Source organism: Methanofastidiosum sp., from assembly GCA_013178285.1.
GTDB lineage: Archaea > Methanobacteriota_B > Thermococci > Methanofastidiosales > Methanofastidiosaceae > Methanofastidiosum.
Window position 1 is genome coordinate 110,438 of the sequence record JABLXD010000001.1, and the last position, 18,601, is coordinate 129,038.

Genomic DNA, 18,601 nt, shown 5'->3' on the forward strand with positions numbered 1-18,601 from the left:
CTATGTTCTTCTATCTATGTTTTAATACGCTTATTTTTGGGCAATATTTTTCAATTGGGCAGATACTGCATTTTGGGCTAATAGGTACACAAACATTTTGACCGTATGTGACAAGAATATCATTATATTCAATCCAATGCTCCTGTGGGAGCTTTTCTCTCAGTGCGAACTCTGTTTGAATTGGATTTTTTGTTTTGACATAGCCCCATCTATTAGAAATTCTGTGAACATGAGTATCGACGCACACACCTTGCTTTGAATATCCAAGAGTTATAACAATGTTTGCAGTTTTCCTTCCTACGCCTTTAAGTTTTAATAGCTCATCAATTGTATCTGGAACTTTTCCGCCATACTCATCAAGAATTTTATGGGACATCTCAATAATCCTTTTTGCCTTAGTTTTATAGAATCCCACAGGATAAATCAATTTTTCAATCTCTGATTCATTCAGATTGATCATTTTATTGGCTGTGTCTGCACGCTCAAATAGCTTGAGGGAAGCCTTCTTGGTAACTTCATCCTTTGTTCTAAGGCTCAAGACACAAGAGATAAGAACTTTGTAGGGGTCTCTATCGGCTGCAACTTCAGAAACTATAGGTACAGAAAACTTCTTTATCTCCTCTCTTAGCACACCTAAAACCTCTGAGATGTTTGTATTATCGATGATGTTAATCCCCTCTATATTTTTCTAAAAAATCTTGAAGTATCTTGTTATGATCAAAGGCAAGATTCTCCGGTATTTTCACTAAATCAAATAAGAATAACTCTTTAGCATCGTCTCCTGCTTTTGGGGTACCTTTGCCCTCTCCATGAAAAACTATACTGATTGTATGTCCTCTTGGATCTCTATTTGGTTCTGAATATACTCCAAAAAGAGTTAGTTTTGTAACTTCTAGTCCTGTTTCCTCTTTTGCTTCCCTTAGTGCGGCATTCTCAACTGTTTCACCGTACTCAACAAATCCGCCTGGAATTGCAAAGCTATCTTTGAATGGTTCCCTCTCTCTTTTTATAAGGACTAATTTATTATCAAAAAAAATTATTATGTCAACTGCCAGTGAAGGGAACCTTCTCATATCCTAACTCCAATAAGGCGCTTAAAGAAAATTGTCACGTATCCGAGTTTTGGAATCTTCATGACGCTCTTTCCGAGAATAGCGTAATCTGGTACGCCAGGAAGTTTCTTACCATTTTCAAAGTAAGAATCCTCAAAAGGATTATTGTCGCCCTTAGTCACAAAATATAGGGCTCCATCTTCTTCGATTATATTAATTGCTCTGTGGACTATGGGTATGTCCTGGTAGGGCCTTTTGTAAACAACAATGTCTCCGACCTGTATATCGCTTGGATCAGTTCCCTTGATTACAATAATGTCCCCTCTATAGTAAACAGGCTCCATGCTTCCAGAAATAACAACTGCCACGGGATTTTCAACTTTTAATGCATATGACAAAGTCAAACTAATGACTAAGTAAAGCACAACGGCAATTACAATGCCCTCTACTATCTCCTTGCCTTCCTTCTTGTAATCCACTCTTTTTCACTTCCAAAACTATAGCTTAGTACAATATGAGATATAAGAAACCTTTTAAAAGTTTATGGATAGTTCCAAGTGGTGATTTAATGGATGAAATGAGTGATGATTATGCTATTGAACCTGCCCATCCTGATGAAATAAGGGGCAGGATGATATTTGAGATATCTTACCAAGAAGTTTTTTTGGATCTACTCTTAAAGAAGCTTGAAGAGAAAGGCATTCTAAAAGTTGAAGAGTTTAAAAATGAAGTACAAAAAGAGATAGAGCAGAATTACGGATTCTATCTAGACAAGTACTATGCCAGAAGGTAACTATTTTACAAGCTCATAGATTACAGATGCCCATAAAACTGCACATTTTTCTAAATTTTCTATTTTAACATATTCATCAGAAATGTGCCAAGTATTATCAGAATCTGGAGAGTGGGCAATTGCAGGTATTCCATTCAAATTAAATATCTTTGCGACTGTTATTCCAGATGACGTTTCAAATTCAAGCGGCATGCCTATTTCTTGGGCAGTTTTTTTGAATATATCAATTAATTTACTATTTTGCTCTATTACATGAGGAAAGTGTCTTGTTGTGACCTCACCCAATCGTATATCTACATCATTGTCTTTACTTTTTAAAACATCTATTTCATCAGAGATTCTTTTTAGTATCATGCTCTCTGTTATTCCAACAGGATACCTTACATCTAGTGTAACTTTACATCTTGAAGCTACAATATTAGGTGCATTTCCCCCAGAGATCATGCCGACGTTAACTGTTGGAGGTGTAAATCTAGAATCATATTTTAAATTGAAATCAAATTTTTCGAAGTCAGATATAAGTTTTGATACTTTTATTATTGCATTGATCCCTAATTCTGGTGTTGATCCATGAGATTGTTTTCCATAGCTTTCAAGATCAAACCAGGCCGCGCCCTTTTCTCCGATAATTGCTTTGTTTATTGAACCGCTGTCTGGAACAATTGCATAGTCCGGTTTGAATCCCTTCTCTACAATATATTCAACACCGAAATGAGACCCCATCTCTTCGTCAGAAACTGCACAAAAATAAATAGTCCCTTTAAATTTAAGCCCGCTTTTAAGTAGTGCTTTTATTCCAGCCCATGATGCGGCAAGGCTACCTTTGTTATCCAAAGCACCTCTGCCATAAATCTTACCATCTTTTTCATATGGCTGGAATGGATGCTGTGTCCAGCCTTCTCCAGAGGGGACAACATCCATATGAGATATTATGGCAACAGACGGATTTCCACTACCTATCCTTCCGATGTAATTAGGCCTCTTCTCATCCTTTGAGATTATTTCAACTTCAGCCCCAATCTCCTTCATGCATTTCATTATTGTGTCATGCAATAGATACTCATCACCCGGTGGATTTACTGTTTCAGTTTCTATAAGACTAAATAGAAAATCTACCATTTCCTGCCTATCTAGATTTGAACTAATCATTGACGCTATTTCATTTATCCCCACTACAACTCCTCCGCATATTTTAAGGCCAAATAGAAGTATTTTTTTGTAAGTTCTTTGGCATTTCCATCTGCACTAGCCCTGTATCCATTGACCTTTGCCCTGACACACGCCCTATAACTTTTATAGAATAAGAGAAGATTCTGAATTTCCTTATCATTACTCTCAAGGATATATTTCTCAGAAAAGATTTTTGATAGATCCTCTCTTCCAAGAAACTCTAAATCCATACATAAAAATGCGATTTCAGCTGCAACATCGGTGGTATTAATTGCTGGATTAAATTCAATGGCATCGAATATGTAGATATCCTCTGGCGCCACGAATATGTTTCCGGAATGCAAATCGCCATGTGTTTCTAGTATCTTACTTTTTTTTACTCTTTTGTCAAAAAGAGCGGAGTTTTTGTTCATGAACTCAAGATTTTTTCCAATGAGTGTGTTAAATTCATCGCTTGAAAATAGATCTCCTATAAAACATTCGAGGTCCTTAAAATTATCCATTACATTCTTTTTTACATTCGCCAGCGACCCATACTTTCCATTAGAATCAACATTTGTCATTTTGTGAAATAATAGTATCTTCAAGGCTATTTCTTCAAGAGTTTCTTTTTCTATCTTATTGTTTTCAATTAAATTTTTCATTATATATTTTTCAGGTATTCTTTTCATTATAATAGCATAGTCTAGAGGCATCTCAGATTCTGAAAGGACTAAATTATTACCTTCTTTAACTAGTGGAGATACGCCAAGATACATATCGGGGCTCAAAAGCTTGTTTATCTTAAACTCTTCTTTACAGAAAAATTCCCTATTGTCTAAAGTTGAATAGTCGAGAAATGAAAATTTAACATCTTTTTTAATTTTGTAAGCATGATCTTTCGTTAAAAATATGTACGAGATGTGTGTTTCTTTTACTTCTTCTATCTTTTCACCAAATGTTTCGTCAGAAACCATGGATTTAAGGTACTCGTTCATTAGAAATATTGTATTATGTGCCCTTAAAAGGTTTTACGGCCTATAATAACGTTAGAAATTGAAAGAAGGCCATATTGAGTTTTATTTTGATTTAATTGAAATAATTCATTTAGATTATTATTACGAAATAAGTGTTTCATCCGAAACTTTAAAATAGATATTAAAAGCTTTATTTGTGTGGTTTCATGTGTGGAATCGTTGGAATTATCAATGATGGCAAAATATCGATAAAAAATGACCTCTTAAAGTCATTGAAAAGACTTGAATATAGGGGTTATGACTCTGTAGGCTACGCGGATGTTGAAGGTAATGTAAAAAAAGATGTAGGCGAGATCTCTAAATTCATCAACTCTATAGAAGATTCTATCACGTCATGTGCTATTTCCCACACAAGGTGGGCAACACATGGGGGGGTTACAAAGACAAATTCCCACCCGCACTGGGACTGTAATAGAAACATATTTACTGTTCATAATGGGATTATTGAAAATTATGAAGAGCTAAAGAAAGAACTAATTTCTAAAGGGCATGTTTTTATAACTGAAACTGATTCGGAAGTTATTTCACATTTTTTTGAAGAAGAGTTGAAAACAAAAAATATTATTGATGCTATAAAAAGTTTTATTAAAAGAATCGAGGGGACCTATGCCATTCTTATTATCGAGAAAGGCACAAATAGAATTTACGCTATAAAGAAAGATTCGCCCCTAGTTTTAGGACTTGCTAATGATAGATTCTATCTTGCTTCAGATATTTATGCGTTCTCTGATATTACAAACAAGGCAATATTTTTTGAAGATGAAGAGTTTGCTATAATAGACCCTGATAAGTATACGTTTTATGATGCTAGCGGGAATGAAGTAAAAAAAGGAATATATGAGTTCACTTGGGCAATATCTCAAGAAGAATCGGTTCAAGACTACCCACATTACATGTTAAAGGAGATCCATGAACAGCCGATTGCAGCTCAAAGACTAATAAACTCACTTGATGGTGAGCAACATGATAAGGTCAATAAGATTGCAAATCTAATAAAGAACTCAAAAAGGGTAGTTTTTACTGCAGCGGGTAGCTCCTATTACGCCTCCCTTCTAGGTATTTATTTCCTGAATAGAGTTGGTGTGAACGCTCACACATTGATTGCAAGTGAATTTCAGAATTTTATGCTTGTCGACAAAGACACCCTCTTTATAGCGATATCTCAGAGTGGGGAAACAATGGATGTCGTGGCGGCGACAAAGTGGGCAAGAGAAAGAGGTGCTAAGATAGTATCTCTTGTTAACGTTCCACACTCAACACTACAGAGAATGTCTGATATATCCCTTGAGATACATGCGGGGCCTGAGATATGTGTAGCAGCCACAAAGACTTTTACAAATCAGGTTGTGGCACTCTTGTATTTATCTTACCTATTGGGTTTTTCTGTCAACATGAAAACAATCCCTGGAAAAATAGAGTATATCATTAAAGAAAATGAAGAGATTATCAAGAAGATGGCCGACGAGCTATATGATAAAAGAGACATATATATAATTGGAAGAGGCCTTTCATATCCGCCTTCGAGAGAGGTGGCCTTAAAGCTAAAGGAAATATCGTACATACATGCAGAAGGTATGATGGGAGGAGAACTAAAGCATGGTACTATCGCTTTGATAGAACCAGGAACTCCAGTTATCGCATTGATCCCAGGTAAGGACTTTGACATGTATTCAAACGCAAAAGAAGTTGAAGCTAGGGGGGCCAGAGTTATTAAAATAGCCAATATGATGGATTCTGACTTTAAAATAGATGTCACGATAAATGACGGTAAGTTTGCAATTCTATCAGTTGTTATTGGACAGCTTCTCACATACTATATTGCAAGAAAAAAAGGACTCCCAATTGACAAGCCAAGAAACCTTGCAAAGTCTGTCACTGTAAAATAATCAAATTCCCTGCCAGATTTTATCGCCTACATAATGAAGAGTCTTAATAACTTTGCCTTCTTTCATTGAAGATATCTCCTCTGAAGAATACAAGGCTATCCCTACTGCGATGGGCTTACCATGTTTTTCATCTAGGATAATTACAGGTCCATCCTTTTCAATCTCACTATCAACTTCCTTTACCCCGGGCCTCATGACATCTGCACCTTTAGCTATAAATGGAACTGCCCCCATGTCGATTACTATTTTCCGTGGTATCTCTTCTTTACTAAGTAAAACTAAAAGCTTTAATGAAGGTATGAAATAATTTTTCAGTTTTAAAAAAGAAGGTATATCGTTTACATATATCAAATCAATGTTTTCATCCAAATTTGATATTTTAAATGAAGACTTTGTATCTATACTCAGTAAAATATTTTCTCCAAAAAGATTTCTAATAGAGTTTAAAATCTCTTTTATTTCTCCTTTTTTTAAATCGTGAACCGGTTTTTTCTTCATATAAGATTTATATGTCTTTATTATGTATTTAAGTTTATAGGAATATTTTTTTAAATTTTTTCGCCGTTAACTTTAAATACTATTTCATAATGATTTCATAATAGGTGATATATTGGCTCAAAGACCACTCGACATCATACACAGAGCTTTGGATTCCAATGTCCTAGTAGAGCTTAAAGGCGGTAGAGAGTTTAGAGGAACTCTTAAAGGTTATGATATTCATATGAATCTTGTAATGGAGGCTGCTGAAGAGCTTCAGAACGGAGAATCTGTAAGGAAGCTAGGGCATGTAGTTGTAAGAGGAGACAACGTTGTTTTGATTTCACCAAGTTTGGAGGATTAATATGAGTAAAGGAACACCTTCCTACGGTAAGAGGAACAATAAAACACATGTGAGATGCAGAAGGTGTGGAAATCATTCGTATCATGCTTCTCATGGTATCTGTGCATCATGTGGCTTTGGTAAATCTGCAAAGATGAGAAGCTACAATTGGTGTAAAAGGAAATGATTGACACAAGGATTATAGTTGAAGGAGTTTCTGATGTTGAGACCTTATCAAAGGCTATACAAGATCTAGCCTTGGGTTCTGAATTTGGAGTTACAATTTCTTCTATAATTCCTACTACCAACATTGAAATTGCTAAAAAATCAATAGTTGGTGCAGATATTGTTTTAATTGCGACAGACGCAGATAGGTCAGGTAGAGAACTTGCCGAAAGGCTTTTTGAAGAGCTAAAAGGAAAAGAGATCATAATAGAAAGAGTAAAGTTTCCAAAAGGCCGTGACCTGGAACACACAGATCTTTTTTTAGTATCAAAAGAAATTAAAAACAGCCTTGTTAGAATCGGATTAAAATCTCTTAAATCAATTGATTTATTATTAGAAAAAGAAAGATTCATGCGCTCTCTTGAAAAGGACATGTTTTCATTAAAGTTAGAAAATGATGATTTAAAGAAGAAAACAAGGACTTTCGAGCAAACTCTTGAAGGTATAGAGAGTGAGAAGGAACTAATTAACAAACTTGAAGAGGATATAGACAGGCTAAACGTTGAAAAGAATGAAATAGAACTTGAGAACTCTGAAATTAAAAAGGAACTCAAATCTAAAGAGGACAGGATTTTTGAACTTGAAGCAAGGTATAAGGATCTTGAAGCCAAGATTCTTAATATATTTGATCTTGAAACTTACTGGTCAAAAATATCCAATGATCAGTCCCCAACTGCTTCCGAGATAAGGAAGGCCATAGAGATTCTAGGGCTTGACCGTGTCGAAGCCTCTGATGACTTTATAGTTTCCCCATCTGAAGAAAATGTATACAAGGTATTAAAACTCATAAAGATGGGCCGAGAGCTTAATAAAAATTAAATATTCCTATTTTGATCGATTTTGTCGATTTTCTCTTTTAGGTATTTAACTTCGTTTCTTAGTTTTTTTAGTTCTTTCATCATTTCGTTTTTATCTTCAATTGCATCTTTATTTACAAAATAGGCAGATATTGTAGCCGTTACTACAGACATTAATCCAAGCCCTATGAAAATAACAAATATTGCTAGGATTCTTCCATTAAAAGTTTTAGGCCATATATCCCCATATCCCACAGTGGCAATTGTTTCAATTGACCACCATGCACCGTCAAACAATGTGTATCCATCTTCAATTGCAGAAAATAAAAATCCCGATAACAGTGTCAAAATAGTAGTTAATGTTAAGACGTATATCAAGGAATTTCTCGCATAAAAGTGACTTAGTTCTTTTGTGCCTCGCCGTATTACTGCAAACATAATTATAAGACGTGATAATCTCAGTAATCTTATCAGCTTAAATTTGTGGAAAAAAACAGTTGGAAAGGGAGGAGATAATAATATTACCAATAAATTTATCCAGTTATTTATCAAATATCTCTTTTTTTCCTTTGTAATTGAAAGCATTACTATTAATTCAAAGACGAAAGCCAACCATATGATTATATCTGCTATAGTTGCCCATAAAAGGAAGGTCTGATTTTTGCTAAATAAGAGTATGTAAACTACAGGTATAACTAGTAAAGAAAAGAAGATCATTATTGCATCAAATATTCCCTGCAACCTTTCTTCTTCCATGTTTATGTATATTAAAAAATGATATTTAAATATATGGAAGTGTCTATTCCATTAATTTTATAAATTAAACTTTAATGATAAACTTTAGGGCTGGTAGCGCAGTGGAAGCGCACTCCCTTGGCATGGGAGAGGCCGTGGGTTCAAATCCCACCCAGTCCACTACTTACTTTTCTTAAGTTCTTCTAACTCTTTGCTTAATTTATCAAGCTTTTCCAAAATCTGCTTCATCTCTCTGTTTGAATCTTTCTCAACGAAATAAGCAGAAATAGCTGCAGTAAGCATTGACATAAAACCTATTCCTAAAAATATCAGGACGATCCCTAAGGCTCTGCCTGCAGGAGTAAGTGGGGCTATGTCACCATATCCAACAGTTGAAACAGTTTCTATCGCCCACCAAATTCCATCAAAAAATGATTTACCTTTTTCAAATATTGAGAAGATAAAACCGCAAATAAAAACTAAAATAACAGTCAGGTATAAAACGTAGTTAATGGAATTTTTAGCGTAAAATTTCTTAAATCCTTTTGTCCCTCTGCTCAAAACTACAAATACTCTCAATACCCTCAGCACTCTTATTATTCTTAAAGCCTCAAATCCTGGTAAGGCTCTGAGAGGTAATGGCGGAGATAATACAATAATAGCAAGATTTAACCAATTAGTCTTTACATACCGCTTTTTATCTTTTGTAACTGAAATCAATGTGACAAACTCTATTAGAAATGCAAGCCATATCAAAACGTCAATTACAAATGCTATACTTCTCAATAAAGGATTTGTACTGGTCATTTGTATATATAAAACTGGTAAAACGAGTATACCAAAGATAATCATTGGTATCTCAAAATAACGTTCTAATTTATTTTCGTCCATGCCTATATTTTTTTGTTCAAGTATTTAAATTTATAGATAGATTTCGATTAATCTTTAATATTCCAAAAACGAAGTAATGGTGTGAATCAATCGAAAAATATACTGTCAAAAATATTCTATGGAGGAGAAGATCCAAATGACTATGGAGTAGGATACCTTCACTGGGTAGAAAAAAGACCAACATTAAAGTATATTATATGTAGTGATATTTCTAGCTTTGATAGCTCAGGCATACACTTTGAAACAACTACAATCCCATTCCACAGGATAAAACTAATTTTTAATAAAAATGGAGAAATACTTTTTAAAAAGGATGTAGAGGGGTTACTTATCTCATTGCCTAGAGATCTTTTTATTTAGGCTTGGTTCCACCGTATACTGCAAAATTATAGTATTTCCATAAGACATCAGTTTCTTTAAATCCAATATCCTCTAACCAAGATAGTTGATCTAAAAGTATTTCAGGCCTATCCTCTTTGTGATGTTTTACCATCCAAGTATCCTCTATTTCATTTCCAGGTAGGCTTTTAGACATAAACTCTTTCCACTTCGATATATATTGCTCATGAAGATATTGATTTGAACCTAGGATAATATCCGCATTATAAAATACTCCGCCAGGTTCAAGGGCATCAAATATTTTTTCATAAAATTTAATCTTGTCTTTTTTTGTTTCTAAATGATGCAATGCTAAAGAAGATACGACAGCATGATACTTCTTATTAAACTCAAATTTTCTTATGTCTTTTAGAATAAAGTTCACACCTTTGTACTTACTCAATCGGAGTTTAGCCTTAGCAATCATATTCTCGGCGAAGTCAAGGCAAGTTAGATTTGAATTAGGGAATCTTTCTTTTATATTCATTGATACATACCCAGTTCCGCATCCTAGGTCAATGACTTTAATAGGATCTTTTTGATTAAAAGGAATGGCTAAAACTAATGCATCGATCATTTGAGTATAATGTGGGACTAACTTAAGAATAATATTATCAAATTCTGAAGCTTCTTCTTCAAAGTGTTTTTTTACACCTTTCATGAATCTAAACTAATTTTAAAATAATTAAAGTTATCTATTAAAAAGAATAAAAAGAAATTATATATTAATTTCCCTTGTGGTAACTGCGTGATTTATTTCTTCTTTGTGAATGTCTTCTGTCTTTCTGAGAATACCTTCTAGGTTCTTGAGAATATCTTTCGTTATCTACTGTAATAGCCATTATTTTCTTCAAATATGGTCTTTCAACACTTTCAATTGTAAATGATGGGTATGTGTCAAGTATTTTTGTAAAGTTATTGTAATCCCTATCAGTCAATAGATTAATCACTTTGCCAGACTCCCCAGCTCTTGCAGTTCTACCTATCCTGTGGACATAATCGTTAGAATCATTTGAGATGTCATAGTTATAGATGTGAGAGACATTGTCTATGTGGAGGCCTCTTGCAGCAACATCGGTGCATACCAATACGCCTGACTTGGAGTTATTAAATTGCTTGATACTTTTTGTACGTTTATTTTGAGTTAAGCCACCGTGTATTGCAATTGCCCTAATATTATTTGCTTTGAGATTTTTTACAACATAGTCTGTAGTGTTTCTTGTGTTGCAAAATATCATTGCAAGGTCAGAGTTTTCAGTTTGTAGTAGGTGAACGAGAAGGGATAGTTTCATATTTCTTGGTATATCGTAATAAACCTGTTTTAGTTTTTCTGGGTCAACCATCTTTTCTGCTGTCACACTTGTTGGTTTAATCATGTATTTGTTGGACAATCTCTTGATTTCTCTTGAGATAGTTGCAGAGAAAAACAATGTTTGCCTATTTGTTGGGCATTGCATTATTATTCTTTCAACATCATCTAAGAATCCCATGTCTAGCATCCTGTCTGCTTCATCTAAGACTAGGATTTTGATTTTAGAAAGATTTATTGTTCCTCTTTGGAGGTGGTCCATTAATCTGCCAGGAGTAGCTATAACTACTTGGGCTTTTGGTATATCTTTAATCTGTTGATTAATAGATACTCCACCATATACAGGAATAACCTTCAAGTTTTTCTGATTAGAAATTTGTCTAAGGGATTCTTTCACCTGTTCTGCAAGTTCTCTAGTTGGTGTGAGAACTAATGCCTGTAACCCATCTTTTGGAGTTACTTGCTCAACTATTCCGCAGCCAAAGGCCAATGTTTTGCCTGAGCCTGTTGACGATTCACCAATTATGTCTTTACCCTCCATAATGTCTGGTATTGACATTTTTTGTATCTCTGTTGGTGTGCTAAATCCTAATTTTTTTATGGCGATAAGTAGCTCTCTACTTAAGCCTAAGCTTTCAAAATTCATTCTATTTACCTCTTATTAAATTCAGCATTGCCCATAGAAAAAGCGAAATGTTCAAAAATTGAGCAAGTGCCCTCTCAAAATTAGTAATGCTACTAAACTTAAGGACCTAAAATTCATTTATAAGCGTTTCTAATAGAAAAAATAGAATTTTAAAAATTAAAATTAATTTATGGAACAACTAGTTGTATTCTTATTGTATCAAAGATACCGCTTGGTGAGAACGCCACCATAGCAATATCGTATGTTCCCGATGGAACGTTTGATCCAACTGTAAATGTTGCGCTGTATGTTCCTATATTATGGGCCTTGATTGTCTGTGTATTTGGAGTTATTTCAACAGTTACGCCTTGTGGTAATCCCAAGAACTTAACTCTTGCATCGTTCTGTGTAAAGAATCCTCTGTTTTCTACCTGAATCATTGTCTGTTGCACACCAGGTACAACTTCAAATCCAGATAGTATTTTTCCGTCTTTTATGACTGTTGGTCCACCAGTTACAGAGAACTGTTCGATATCAACTTTTGGATAAAGTGCTTGTTTTCCCTTCTCACATGAACAAATTGAGTATAGTTCCCAAGAAAATTCAATTGGACATACAGGATACTCACTATCTTCTATAGTCTTGTTTTCGACTCTAACATGGGTTACATAATTTAATAAGATGCCTGGAAAATATAGTTCTTGCTTTACCGATCCACAATCTTCACGCCCAAAAAATTTCATTACATATTCGTCATTTTCATCTAATTTAATAAAATCAATGCCTTCAGGTAAATCTTTGAATCCTATACCTATTTCCCAATTAGGGAGGCAGTTCCCGCATTCTGTAGTGCCTTGTATTTCTAGAAGATACCAGCATTCATTAAGCACTACTGGTGGATAATATATCTTAGGGGAATCGCCAGCATTCAAAATTGCACTATCAGATTGAAGCATTTTTATTTGATAACAATCAAAATTTGGAAATTCGCTATTTTCACTTTCCTCGTCGGTTTGCCCAAAAAGAGCTGGCAACGTGCCAATAGTTATTAATAATACTATACTTAAAGAAATATATCTTTTATTCATAATTGCACCTTTACATACAAAATGACAAATCGATATTTAAATATATCCTTTTCTGCCGATATTAATTATCGTTGGCTTACTCAAAAATCGTCTTGATCTATTTCATCCATAACATAATCTTCTTTTCCATTAAGCACTATTTCAAGCTCTTTTGGGGTCAATAAAGGTTTTTTGTACCTCTTTGCATCGTCAATTCCAATTCTTGGACAAGCACATACGACATAGCTATCATAATCAAATCCATATATCTTATCCGGTGAAACTTCATCCATCAAAATTATATCTGCAATGAATCCAGAATCTTCTATCTTTCTCTTTAGTATTTTTGCTAAAGACATCCTCTTTTGTCCTTTCTTAGAGGAAACTATTACTCCAAACTTCTTTGAATCTTTGGCCCTAAATATTGCCCCAAACCGTTCTTTTAGGATCTTATCCTTGTAATCATTCAACGAGTATATCCCATCACAATCAAAAGCAAAAACCTTCTTCTCAGTAGATATTGCAACTCCTAAAGGATGGAACCTTCCTTCCCCCACAAATATGAAAAAATCAACTTTGTCTGAAACACTTGAAGCGGATGAAAAGTCACAACCCAAGACTTGTCCCGGATATTTTACTCTTGTATCCCCTTTTCCAATAAACACTTCAAATCCTTCATTTTCAAGATACTCTTTTACTTTTGGAAGTTCCTTCACATAATTTACAGTTGATACTAATCCGGCTCTTTTTCCTTCTTTTTTAAGTAAGCCTATATTTGATTTTAATATCTCCATGTATGGGAAAACAAAGTCAACATCAATAAATACCATTGGGATCTTACTTTCAACAGGTAGTGGTGCATGCCCAAAATTAACTAAACAGTCGCATACTTCATCGAACTCAAGATTTGGTACATCACAAGCACCGTAGTTAAAGTTTCCCGAAATAACTACTTCGTATCCTTGTTTTTTAAGTTCGCTAGAGATGTAGTCTGCATAAATTTTTAATCCTTCTGGTAATACCAATCCCACTCTCTTAACATTCAATTCTTTTAATCTCTTAAACAGTGGGCCTAAATCAAACTGATACTCCAATTCTCTTCCACTCCTTTTCTTTTGATGGAACAACAATTTCTCCTTTCTCTATTGCTTTACTGAAGGAAGAATAAGTTAGATTTTTATTGTTCTCTACACTGTCAATAATAAACTTTCCAGTATCGCTTCCTCCAAGTGATATAACATACTGGATAAATGCACTCTTTAAATCTTCTATTCTGGCATCTTTTATATTTTTATTGATATATTTCATCTTCTCCTTTAATTCAGGGAAATTGAATACATAATCTTCAAATGGTGTGTGCGGCTTTGGGACAAATGGATTAAAGGATGATTTTGTCCTAATTATTTTTCTTGATTTATTTATGAAGCTTATAATCCCATCCAGATCTCTCTGTTCTTCTGCAGGAAGCCCAAATATAAAATATAATTTTACTGATTTAGAGTATTTTTTTATAAGATTTATTTTTTCAAAAAACTCTTCATCTTTGTAGCATTTTCCTATTTCACATCTTAAGGATTCTGAAGATTCAGGGGCTAAAGTTATAGTATCTTGCCCAAGCAAAGGTATAGTGGCCTCATCTATGTCTCTAAGCTTTAGTGAAGGTAGGGATATCTGAAATCCTAATTCACTTAAACTTTTGATAATTTTGTCAAGAGATGAAGGCATATCTGATCCAATCAAGGCGATCTTTTCAAACTTAGTCCTCTTTTGTCCTTCCTTGATTATATTAATTAATTCCTCTTTACTCCTCTCCCGATAAGGCCCCAAAGCATTTCCTGTGAGGCAGAATTTGCACCTGCTTCTGCAACCCCTTGATACCTCCAAAAGAAATGTTTTATTGAATGACTCCTCGAAATCCCCCCACTGAATAGGCTCATAAAGTGGGTGGTAAGAAAGTTTCTCTATTCTTCTTTTAATCGTATTTTCTTTATGAATTTCCGGGATGTAGAGGCCCTCTACCCTACTAAACTCTTCAATTTGTTTTTTTGGATCGTCGAGGCCAGAATAAATATCTAAGAACTCTACAAGTGATCTTTCTGCATCTCCTATAAATGCGATGTCAAAGACATCATCCAAAACAAATGGATTAACATTAAGTGGTCCACCAGTTATAACAAGATGCTCCTTTCTAGCCTCTCTTAGTAGGGGTATGTTATTCTTTTTTAAAATCTTTAGTAAATTAATTACCCCATACTCATAGTTCAATGAAAATAGTAATGCTTTGAAATTTTTTAACATGTCTTGAGTTTCTATCGATCTTTCAAAGTCTGAAAAAAATCTTTCTATTGAAAATCCTTCATTTTCATTTACAATATTATAGACGTAATGAAGTCCAAGATTTGAGTTTCCGGCACGATACACGTCTGGATAGATTAAAGCAAATCTATTGGGCGCTTTTTTTTTAATAGTGCCGTATTCTATGAATCTCATTACTCCTTCCACCCATCCTCTCCTACCAAGGGCACAAATACACAACCCCCGTATTTATTGGAGCCAAATGTGCCGTCCTTTTTCTTTTTTAATACTAAAAGCTCTTGGTAGTACCTTTCTCTACCAACAGGCGCTATTATCATACCTCCTTCTTTTAGTTGGTCCTTCCAGCTTTGTGGAACTTCTGGGGCTGCCGCAGTTGCAATTATCCTATCGTATGGCGCATCTTCTTGGTATCCTTTTGTCCCGTCTCCAAGAGCTACCTTTACCTTGTATCCTGCTCGTTTTAGATTCTCCATCCCAAATTGATAAACTTCAGGTATCCTTTCTATTGTAACAACATTTTCTTCTCCGCATATTTCGGCTATTAATGCAGCGTTATACCCGGATCCCGCTCCTATCTCTAATATTTTTAGTCCTAGTTTAAGGTCTGAAACTTCTAGCATCAATGCTATCATTGAAGGTGCTGAGATGGTCTGTCCACATCCGATTGATAGTGGGCTGTCCCTATAGGCTTCTTCCTTAAGATTTTCAGGGATGAATTTACTCCTATCGACTTTTAGAAATGCTTTTTTGACAGTTTCGCTTTTAACGTAGCCAAGTTTTTCAAGATAAAAGACCATTTTGTATCTAGTTTCGTCATTTATGGACATCAAGACTCCTTCCACTTCTAGCGGATTCTGAGCAGTAAATTCTCCTTATATCAGATGCTGGCGCAGAAGGTTCATAGCCATTCAAAGCAAGTATTTTATCAATTACCATATCGTAATCATCAATAGTAATATTATCCCCTTTAGAAAAGACTTCATTTCTTTCAGCAAATGCTCTAAGAGAAAGGTGACCATTTTCAGTTCTTAAAGTAATTTTGAGTACAGCCGGAATATCCTCAGGTATTATGTACAATGTATTTATATCTTTGGCAAGTGCAGAATCGCCTTTTCTATTAGCATCGATATGATTGACATAGTATTTTTTCTTGTTTATTTCTAATAATTCCCCAACTTCAAACATTTTGTTTTCATCTGCATCGATTAATATTTTCTTAGATTCCTCAAAGTAAGATATAACTGCAGTGATTTTAATAAAAGATTCTTTATCAACGACAATTTGAAAAACTTCACCGCAAATGTTACATTTTCTTAACTCTTGCCTTCCTCTTTTTTTCAGGATTTCATAGTCATTATGCTTACACACAATTTTTATGAATATTTTATCTTTAAAATAGTTATCGGAAAAATAGATGGTCTCCAATAATAATTTTTATTTTAAAAGAATATATTGAATTTTACCATAAATTATAAAAACTGGAAAGAAGAGATAAGTATAACCGGAGACATTTAATGATAAAAAGGCTTATTGGATTATCGATATTGGGCCTAGGTCTAATTTTAGGTGGTTATTTTTCGATATATTTTAGCCTAATAGACAGTCCGACAATGCTTTTGATACTTTCATTAGTAATTGCTTCACTTTTTGTTTTGGGGATTTTTGTTTTGATCCTGGATGCTAGAGAAAGGAAGCTAAAAAAGGAAAAGAAAATAATTCTTGAGATGATTAAAAAGGCAAGGATTGCTCAAGAAAGACAGAATTATTGTGGCGCATTTGATGATTTAAGGAGAAGACGAATGTATTAGATGACTTTAAAGTCAAAAACTACATGCCACACTCCGGGAGAATATTTCTTAATTTTACGATAATAAACTGGCTCCAATTTTCTTCCTTTTTTAGATAGAATAGCTTCAATATCTTTCTTAAAAGAAGATTCAGATTTTTCTGGAACGGTATTGTGATAATGGATTATACCGCCATCTTTTATCATGCCCAATGCCTTAAGAAGAAACTTTTCATCGTCTGAGAAATATCCCATGACTATCCTTTCTGCTTTAAAGTCAGGATCAAAATCAAGACAATCAGTATTTACAGGAAAAACTCTCCCTGTTAATCTGTTTAGATTTATATTTTCCAAGAGGAGTTCATAGCTATTAGGATTTTTTTCTAATGCCCATACCATGGACTTCCCGTATTTTGCTAAAGGCAGAGTGAAATATCCGATTCCAGAAAACATGTCTATGATAACTTCATCTGGAGAAGATACATGGGCCATCCTTATTCTCTCAGCTATATTCCCTGAAGAAAACATGACTTTTGAAAGGTCAATTTTATAGAATATTCCATTCTCTTTGTGTATTGTAACAAATCCATTACCTATTATTTTTTTATAGTAAGGAATCCTAAATTCACCCGACACAAAACCCTTTTCTAAAACAGTCTGACATTCAAAGCTATCGAAAAAACTTTTCCCAATAAACTCTTTTAATTCCTTGTATTCATCAGGAATTGAAATAATGATGATATCTCCAAGTTGCTCATAACTTTTCATTATTTTTCTAATGTCTTCTTCAGAGATCTTAGTCTCTAGTAGCTCTCTAAGTTCTTTTATCCTCTTATCTTCCACGATAAGTATTAATCCAAAATACATAAAAGGTTTTCAATTAAATTATTTTATGGAAAGTTGTGTTCTTACAGGAAACGAAATTAGGGAGCTTATATCAAAAAATAATCTTATTCAAAACTATATTGATATCGACACCCAAATTACCCCAAATGGGTTTGATATGACAGTAAGAGAGATTCACAATATTTTATCTGAAGGAGTAGTGGATTTTAGTAATGAAAAAAGAAAGCTCTCTGAAACAGAAAAAATTGATTTTATTGAGGATTTTGTTTTTCTAAAAAAAGGCGTTTACAAAATAATATACAATGAAATTGTAAATATTCCCCCAAATATAGTTGCCCTGGGTAGACCACGCTCAACTCTTTTGAGATGTGGTGCAAATGTAGGAACAGCAGTTTGGGATAGAGGATATAGTGGAAGAAGTGAATCTTTGCTTTCAGTTGATAACGAAAAAGGCATAAAAATTTTCAAGGATGCAAGAGTTCTGCAACTAGTCTTTATGAGAACATTAACAGATGAATCATTATACAATGGGATTTTTCTAAAAGAAAATATTTAATCAAATTAAAACATGATCTCCAATTGCAAGAATATTGTTCCTCCTTACTATAATTAAAGGCTTTCCTTTAACTTCTTCTCCTCGGAGGATCTTGACATTTTCCATCACAAGATTAAGCTCTAAGTCATAACCAGCTAAAGTTCCATCAATCTTCCTGCCATCCTTTAGGACTATACTGACTGTTTCACCAATATTTTTGTGAACAATGTCAAAAGGTTTTTCAGCACCTGCGCTCTGATATTCTTCCTGTTGTTCATAGTTTTCTTCTCTGTCGTCCATGAAGAGAATTGAATTATGTCCTTTAAAAGAATTTCCGTCTATTTTCATGAATAT

At 34.2% G+C, this 18,601-nt stretch carries 25 protein-coding genes and 1 tRNA gene; 9 read left to right on the forward strand and 17 right to left on the reverse strand.

Annotated features, from left to right (window positions below; translation table 11 throughout):
- Positions 1-10: 10 nt before the first annotated feature.
- Genes HPY60_00650 through HPY60_00660 form a run of 3 tightly spaced genes read right to left on the reverse strand, consistent with a single transcriptional unit; the run spans position 11 to position 1,531 of the window.
- On the reverse strand, positions 11-664 hold the full coding sequence (locus HPY60_00650; protein NPV49694.1) for an endonuclease III: 654 nt from the start codon (positions 662-664) through the stop codon (positions 11-13).
- A gap of 4 nt (positions 665-668) precedes the next feature.
- A complete protein-coding gene (locus HPY60_00655; protein ID NPV49695.1) occupies positions 669-1,073 on the reverse strand; it encodes an NUDIX hydrolase in 405 nt (134 codons plus the stop codon).
- Positions 1,070-1,531, reverse strand: a complete 462-nt coding sequence (locus HPY60_00660; protein ID NPV49696.1) for a signal peptidase I — start codon at positions 1,529-1,531, stop codon at positions 1,070-1,072. Before HPY60_00660 ends, HPY60_00655 begins: the two co-directional genes overlap by 4 nt.
- A gap of 89 nt (positions 1,532-1,620) precedes the next feature.
- Between HPY60_00660 and HPY60_00665 the strand changes: the two genes are divergently transcribed.
- Positions 1,621-1,845, forward strand: a complete 225-nt coding sequence (locus HPY60_00665; GenBank protein NPV49697.1) for a hypothetical protein — start codon at positions 1,621-1,623, stop codon at positions 1,843-1,845.
- Here HPY60_00665 and HPY60_00670 read toward each other — a convergent pair whose 3' ends face one another.
- Both HPY60_00670 and HPY60_00675 read right to left on the reverse strand, forming a co-directional pair.
- Entirely contained in the window at positions 1,846-3,018 is a 1,173-nt protein-coding gene (locus HPY60_00670) for a M20 family metallopeptidase (protein ID NPV49698.1), read from the reverse strand.
- Positions 3,018-3,992 (reverse strand): hypothetical protein, encoded by a 975-nt coding sequence (locus HPY60_00675; protein NPV49699.1) that lies wholly within the window; start codon positions 3,990-3,992, stop codon positions 3,018-3,020. The genes HPY60_00670 and HPY60_00675 overlap by 1 nt, the downstream gene beginning before the upstream one ends.
- A 185-nt stretch (positions 3,993-4,177) precedes the next feature.
- On the opposite strand from HPY60_00675, the gene glmS reads away from it, so the two are divergent.
- Entirely contained in the window at positions 4,178-5,917 is a 1,740-nt protein-coding gene (gene glmS, locus HPY60_00680; GenBank protein NPV49700.1) for a glutamine--fructose-6-phosphate transaminase (isomerizing), read from the forward strand.
- Here glmS and HPY60_00685 read toward each other — a convergent pair whose 3' ends face one another.
- The gene (locus HPY60_00685) at positions 5,918-6,415 is read right to left on the reverse strand and encodes an RNA-binding protein (protein NPV49701.1); all 498 of its coding nucleotides are present in this window, start codon (positions 6,413-6,415) and stop codon (positions 5,918-5,920) included.
- Between the two features lie 112 nt (positions 6,416-6,527).
- Between HPY60_00685 and HPY60_00690 the strand changes: the two genes are divergently transcribed.
- The 3 genes from HPY60_00690 to HPY60_00700 are packed head-to-tail and all read left to right on the forward strand — an operon-like array spanning position 6,528 to position 7,781.
- Positions 6,528-6,758, forward strand: coding sequence for a small nuclear ribonucleoprotein (locus HPY60_00690; GenBank protein ID NPV49702.1), 231 nt, complete (start codon positions 6,528-6,530; stop codon positions 6,756-6,758).
- 1 nt (position 6,759) lies between these two features.
- Positions 6,760-6,924: a 50S ribosomal protein L37e gene (locus HPY60_00695; protein ID NPV49703.1), complete on the forward strand. Its 165-nt coding sequence runs from the start codon at positions 6,760-6,762 to the stop codon at positions 6,922-6,924.
- Positions 6,921-7,781, forward strand: coding sequence for a topoisomerase (locus HPY60_00700; GenBank protein ID NPV49704.1), 861 nt, complete (start codon positions 6,921-6,923; stop codon positions 7,779-7,781). The genes HPY60_00695 and HPY60_00700 overlap by 4 nt, the downstream gene beginning before the upstream one ends.
- Here the strand turns inward: HPY60_00700 and HPY60_00705 are convergent.
- Positions 7,778-8,515, reverse strand: a complete 738-nt coding sequence (locus HPY60_00705; protein ID NPV49705.1) for a two pore domain potassium channel family protein — start codon at positions 8,513-8,515, stop codon at positions 7,778-7,780. The genes HPY60_00700 and HPY60_00705 overlap by 4 nt on opposite strands.
- An 87-nt stretch (positions 8,516-8,602) precedes the next feature.
- On the opposite strand from HPY60_00705, the gene HPY60_00710 reads away from it, so the two are divergent.
- Positions 8,603-8,674: transfer RNA gene (locus HPY60_00710), tRNA-Ala, on the forward strand.
- Here the strand turns inward: HPY60_00710 and HPY60_00715 are convergent.
- Positions 8,675-9,385 carry a potassium channel family protein gene (locus tag HPY60_00715; GenBank protein ID NPV49706.1) on the reverse strand — a complete coding sequence of 237 codons (711 nt, stop codon included), beginning with the start codon at positions 9,383-9,385 and terminating at the stop codon, positions 8,675-8,677.
- Positions 9,386-9,466: 81 nt separating this feature from the next.
- Here HPY60_00715 and HPY60_00720 point away from each other — a divergent pair, with 81 nt between their 5' ends.
- Complete coding sequence (locus tag HPY60_00720) at positions 9,467-9,745, forward strand: DUF504 domain-containing protein (GenBank protein NPV49707.1); 279 nt, start codon at positions 9,467-9,469, stop codon at positions 9,743-9,745.
- Here HPY60_00720 and HPY60_00725 read toward each other — a convergent pair.
- The 7 genes from HPY60_00725 to HPY60_00755 all read right to left on the reverse strand — a co-directional run bounded on the left by HPY60_00725 (position 9,738) and on the right by HPY60_00755 (position 16,448).
- On the reverse strand, positions 9,738-10,424 hold the full coding sequence (locus HPY60_00725) for a methyltransferase domain-containing protein (protein NPV49708.1): 687 nt from the start codon (positions 10,422-10,424) through the stop codon (positions 9,738-9,740). The two genes, HPY60_00720 and HPY60_00725, sit on opposite strands and share 8 nt — an antisense overlap.
- A 64-nt stretch (positions 10,425-10,488) precedes the next feature.
- The gene (locus HPY60_00730) at positions 10,489-11,718 is read right to left on the reverse strand and encodes a DEAD/DEAH box helicase (protein NPV49709.1); all 1,230 of its coding nucleotides are present in this window, start codon (positions 11,716-11,718) and stop codon (positions 10,489-10,491) included.
- Between the two features lie 167 nt (positions 11,719-11,885).
- The gene (locus HPY60_00735) at positions 11,886-12,785 is read right to left on the reverse strand and encodes a hypothetical protein (GenBank protein NPV49710.1); all 900 of its coding nucleotides are present in this window, start codon (positions 12,783-12,785) and stop codon (positions 11,886-11,888) included.
- An 80-nt stretch (positions 12,786-12,865) separates the two neighbouring features.
- Positions 12,866-13,858, reverse strand: coding sequence for a diphthamide biosynthesis enzyme Dph2 (dph2, locus tag HPY60_00740; GenBank protein NPV49711.1), 993 nt, complete (start codon positions 13,856-13,858; stop codon positions 12,866-12,868).
- Positions 13,842-15,266 (reverse strand): radical SAM protein, encoded by a 1,425-nt coding sequence (locus HPY60_00745; GenBank protein NPV49712.1) that lies wholly within the window; start codon positions 15,264-15,266, stop codon positions 13,842-13,844. Before HPY60_00745 ends, dph2 begins: the two co-directional genes overlap by 17 nt.
- On the reverse strand, positions 15,254-15,907 hold the full coding sequence (locus HPY60_00750; protein ID NPV49713.1) for a protein-L-isoaspartate(D-aspartate) O-methyltransferase: 654 nt from the start codon (positions 15,905-15,907) through the stop codon (positions 15,254-15,256). The genes HPY60_00745 and HPY60_00750 overlap by 13 nt, the downstream gene beginning before the upstream one ends.
- Positions 15,894-16,448: a hypothetical protein gene (locus HPY60_00755; protein ID NPV49714.1), complete on the reverse strand. Its 555-nt coding sequence runs from the start codon at positions 16,446-16,448 to the stop codon at positions 15,894-15,896. The genes HPY60_00750 and HPY60_00755 overlap by 14 nt, the downstream gene beginning before the upstream one ends.
- 146 nt (positions 16,449-16,594) lie before the next feature.
- On the opposite strand from HPY60_00755, the gene HPY60_00760 reads away from it, so the two are divergent.
- Positions 16,595-16,888, forward strand: a complete 294-nt coding sequence (locus HPY60_00760; protein NPV49715.1) for a hypothetical protein — start codon at positions 16,595-16,597, stop codon at positions 16,886-16,888.
- Here HPY60_00760 and HPY60_00765 read toward each other — a convergent pair.
- A complete protein-coding gene (locus HPY60_00765; protein ID NPV49716.1) occupies positions 16,885-17,709 on the reverse strand; it encodes a class I SAM-dependent methyltransferase family protein in 825 nt (274 codons plus the stop codon). The two genes, HPY60_00760 and HPY60_00765, sit on opposite strands and share 4 nt — an antisense overlap.
- Positions 17,710-17,758: 49 nt before the next feature.
- On the opposite strand from HPY60_00765, the gene HPY60_00770 reads away from it, so the two are divergent.
- Positions 17,759-18,268 carry a deoxyuridine 5'-triphosphate nucleotidohydrolase gene (locus tag HPY60_00770; GenBank protein NPV49717.1) on the forward strand — a complete coding sequence of 170 codons (510 nt, stop codon included), beginning with the start codon at positions 17,759-17,761 and terminating at the stop codon, positions 18,266-18,268.
- On the opposite strand, the gene HPY60_00775 is transcribed toward HPY60_00770, so the two are convergent.
- Positions 18,269-18,547 (reverse strand): small nuclear ribonucleoprotein, encoded by a 279-nt coding sequence (locus tag HPY60_00775; protein NPV49718.1) that lies wholly within the window; start codon positions 18,545-18,547, stop codon positions 18,269-18,271. It lies immediately after the preceding gene.
- Between the last annotated feature and the right edge of the window lie 54 nt (positions 18,548-18,601).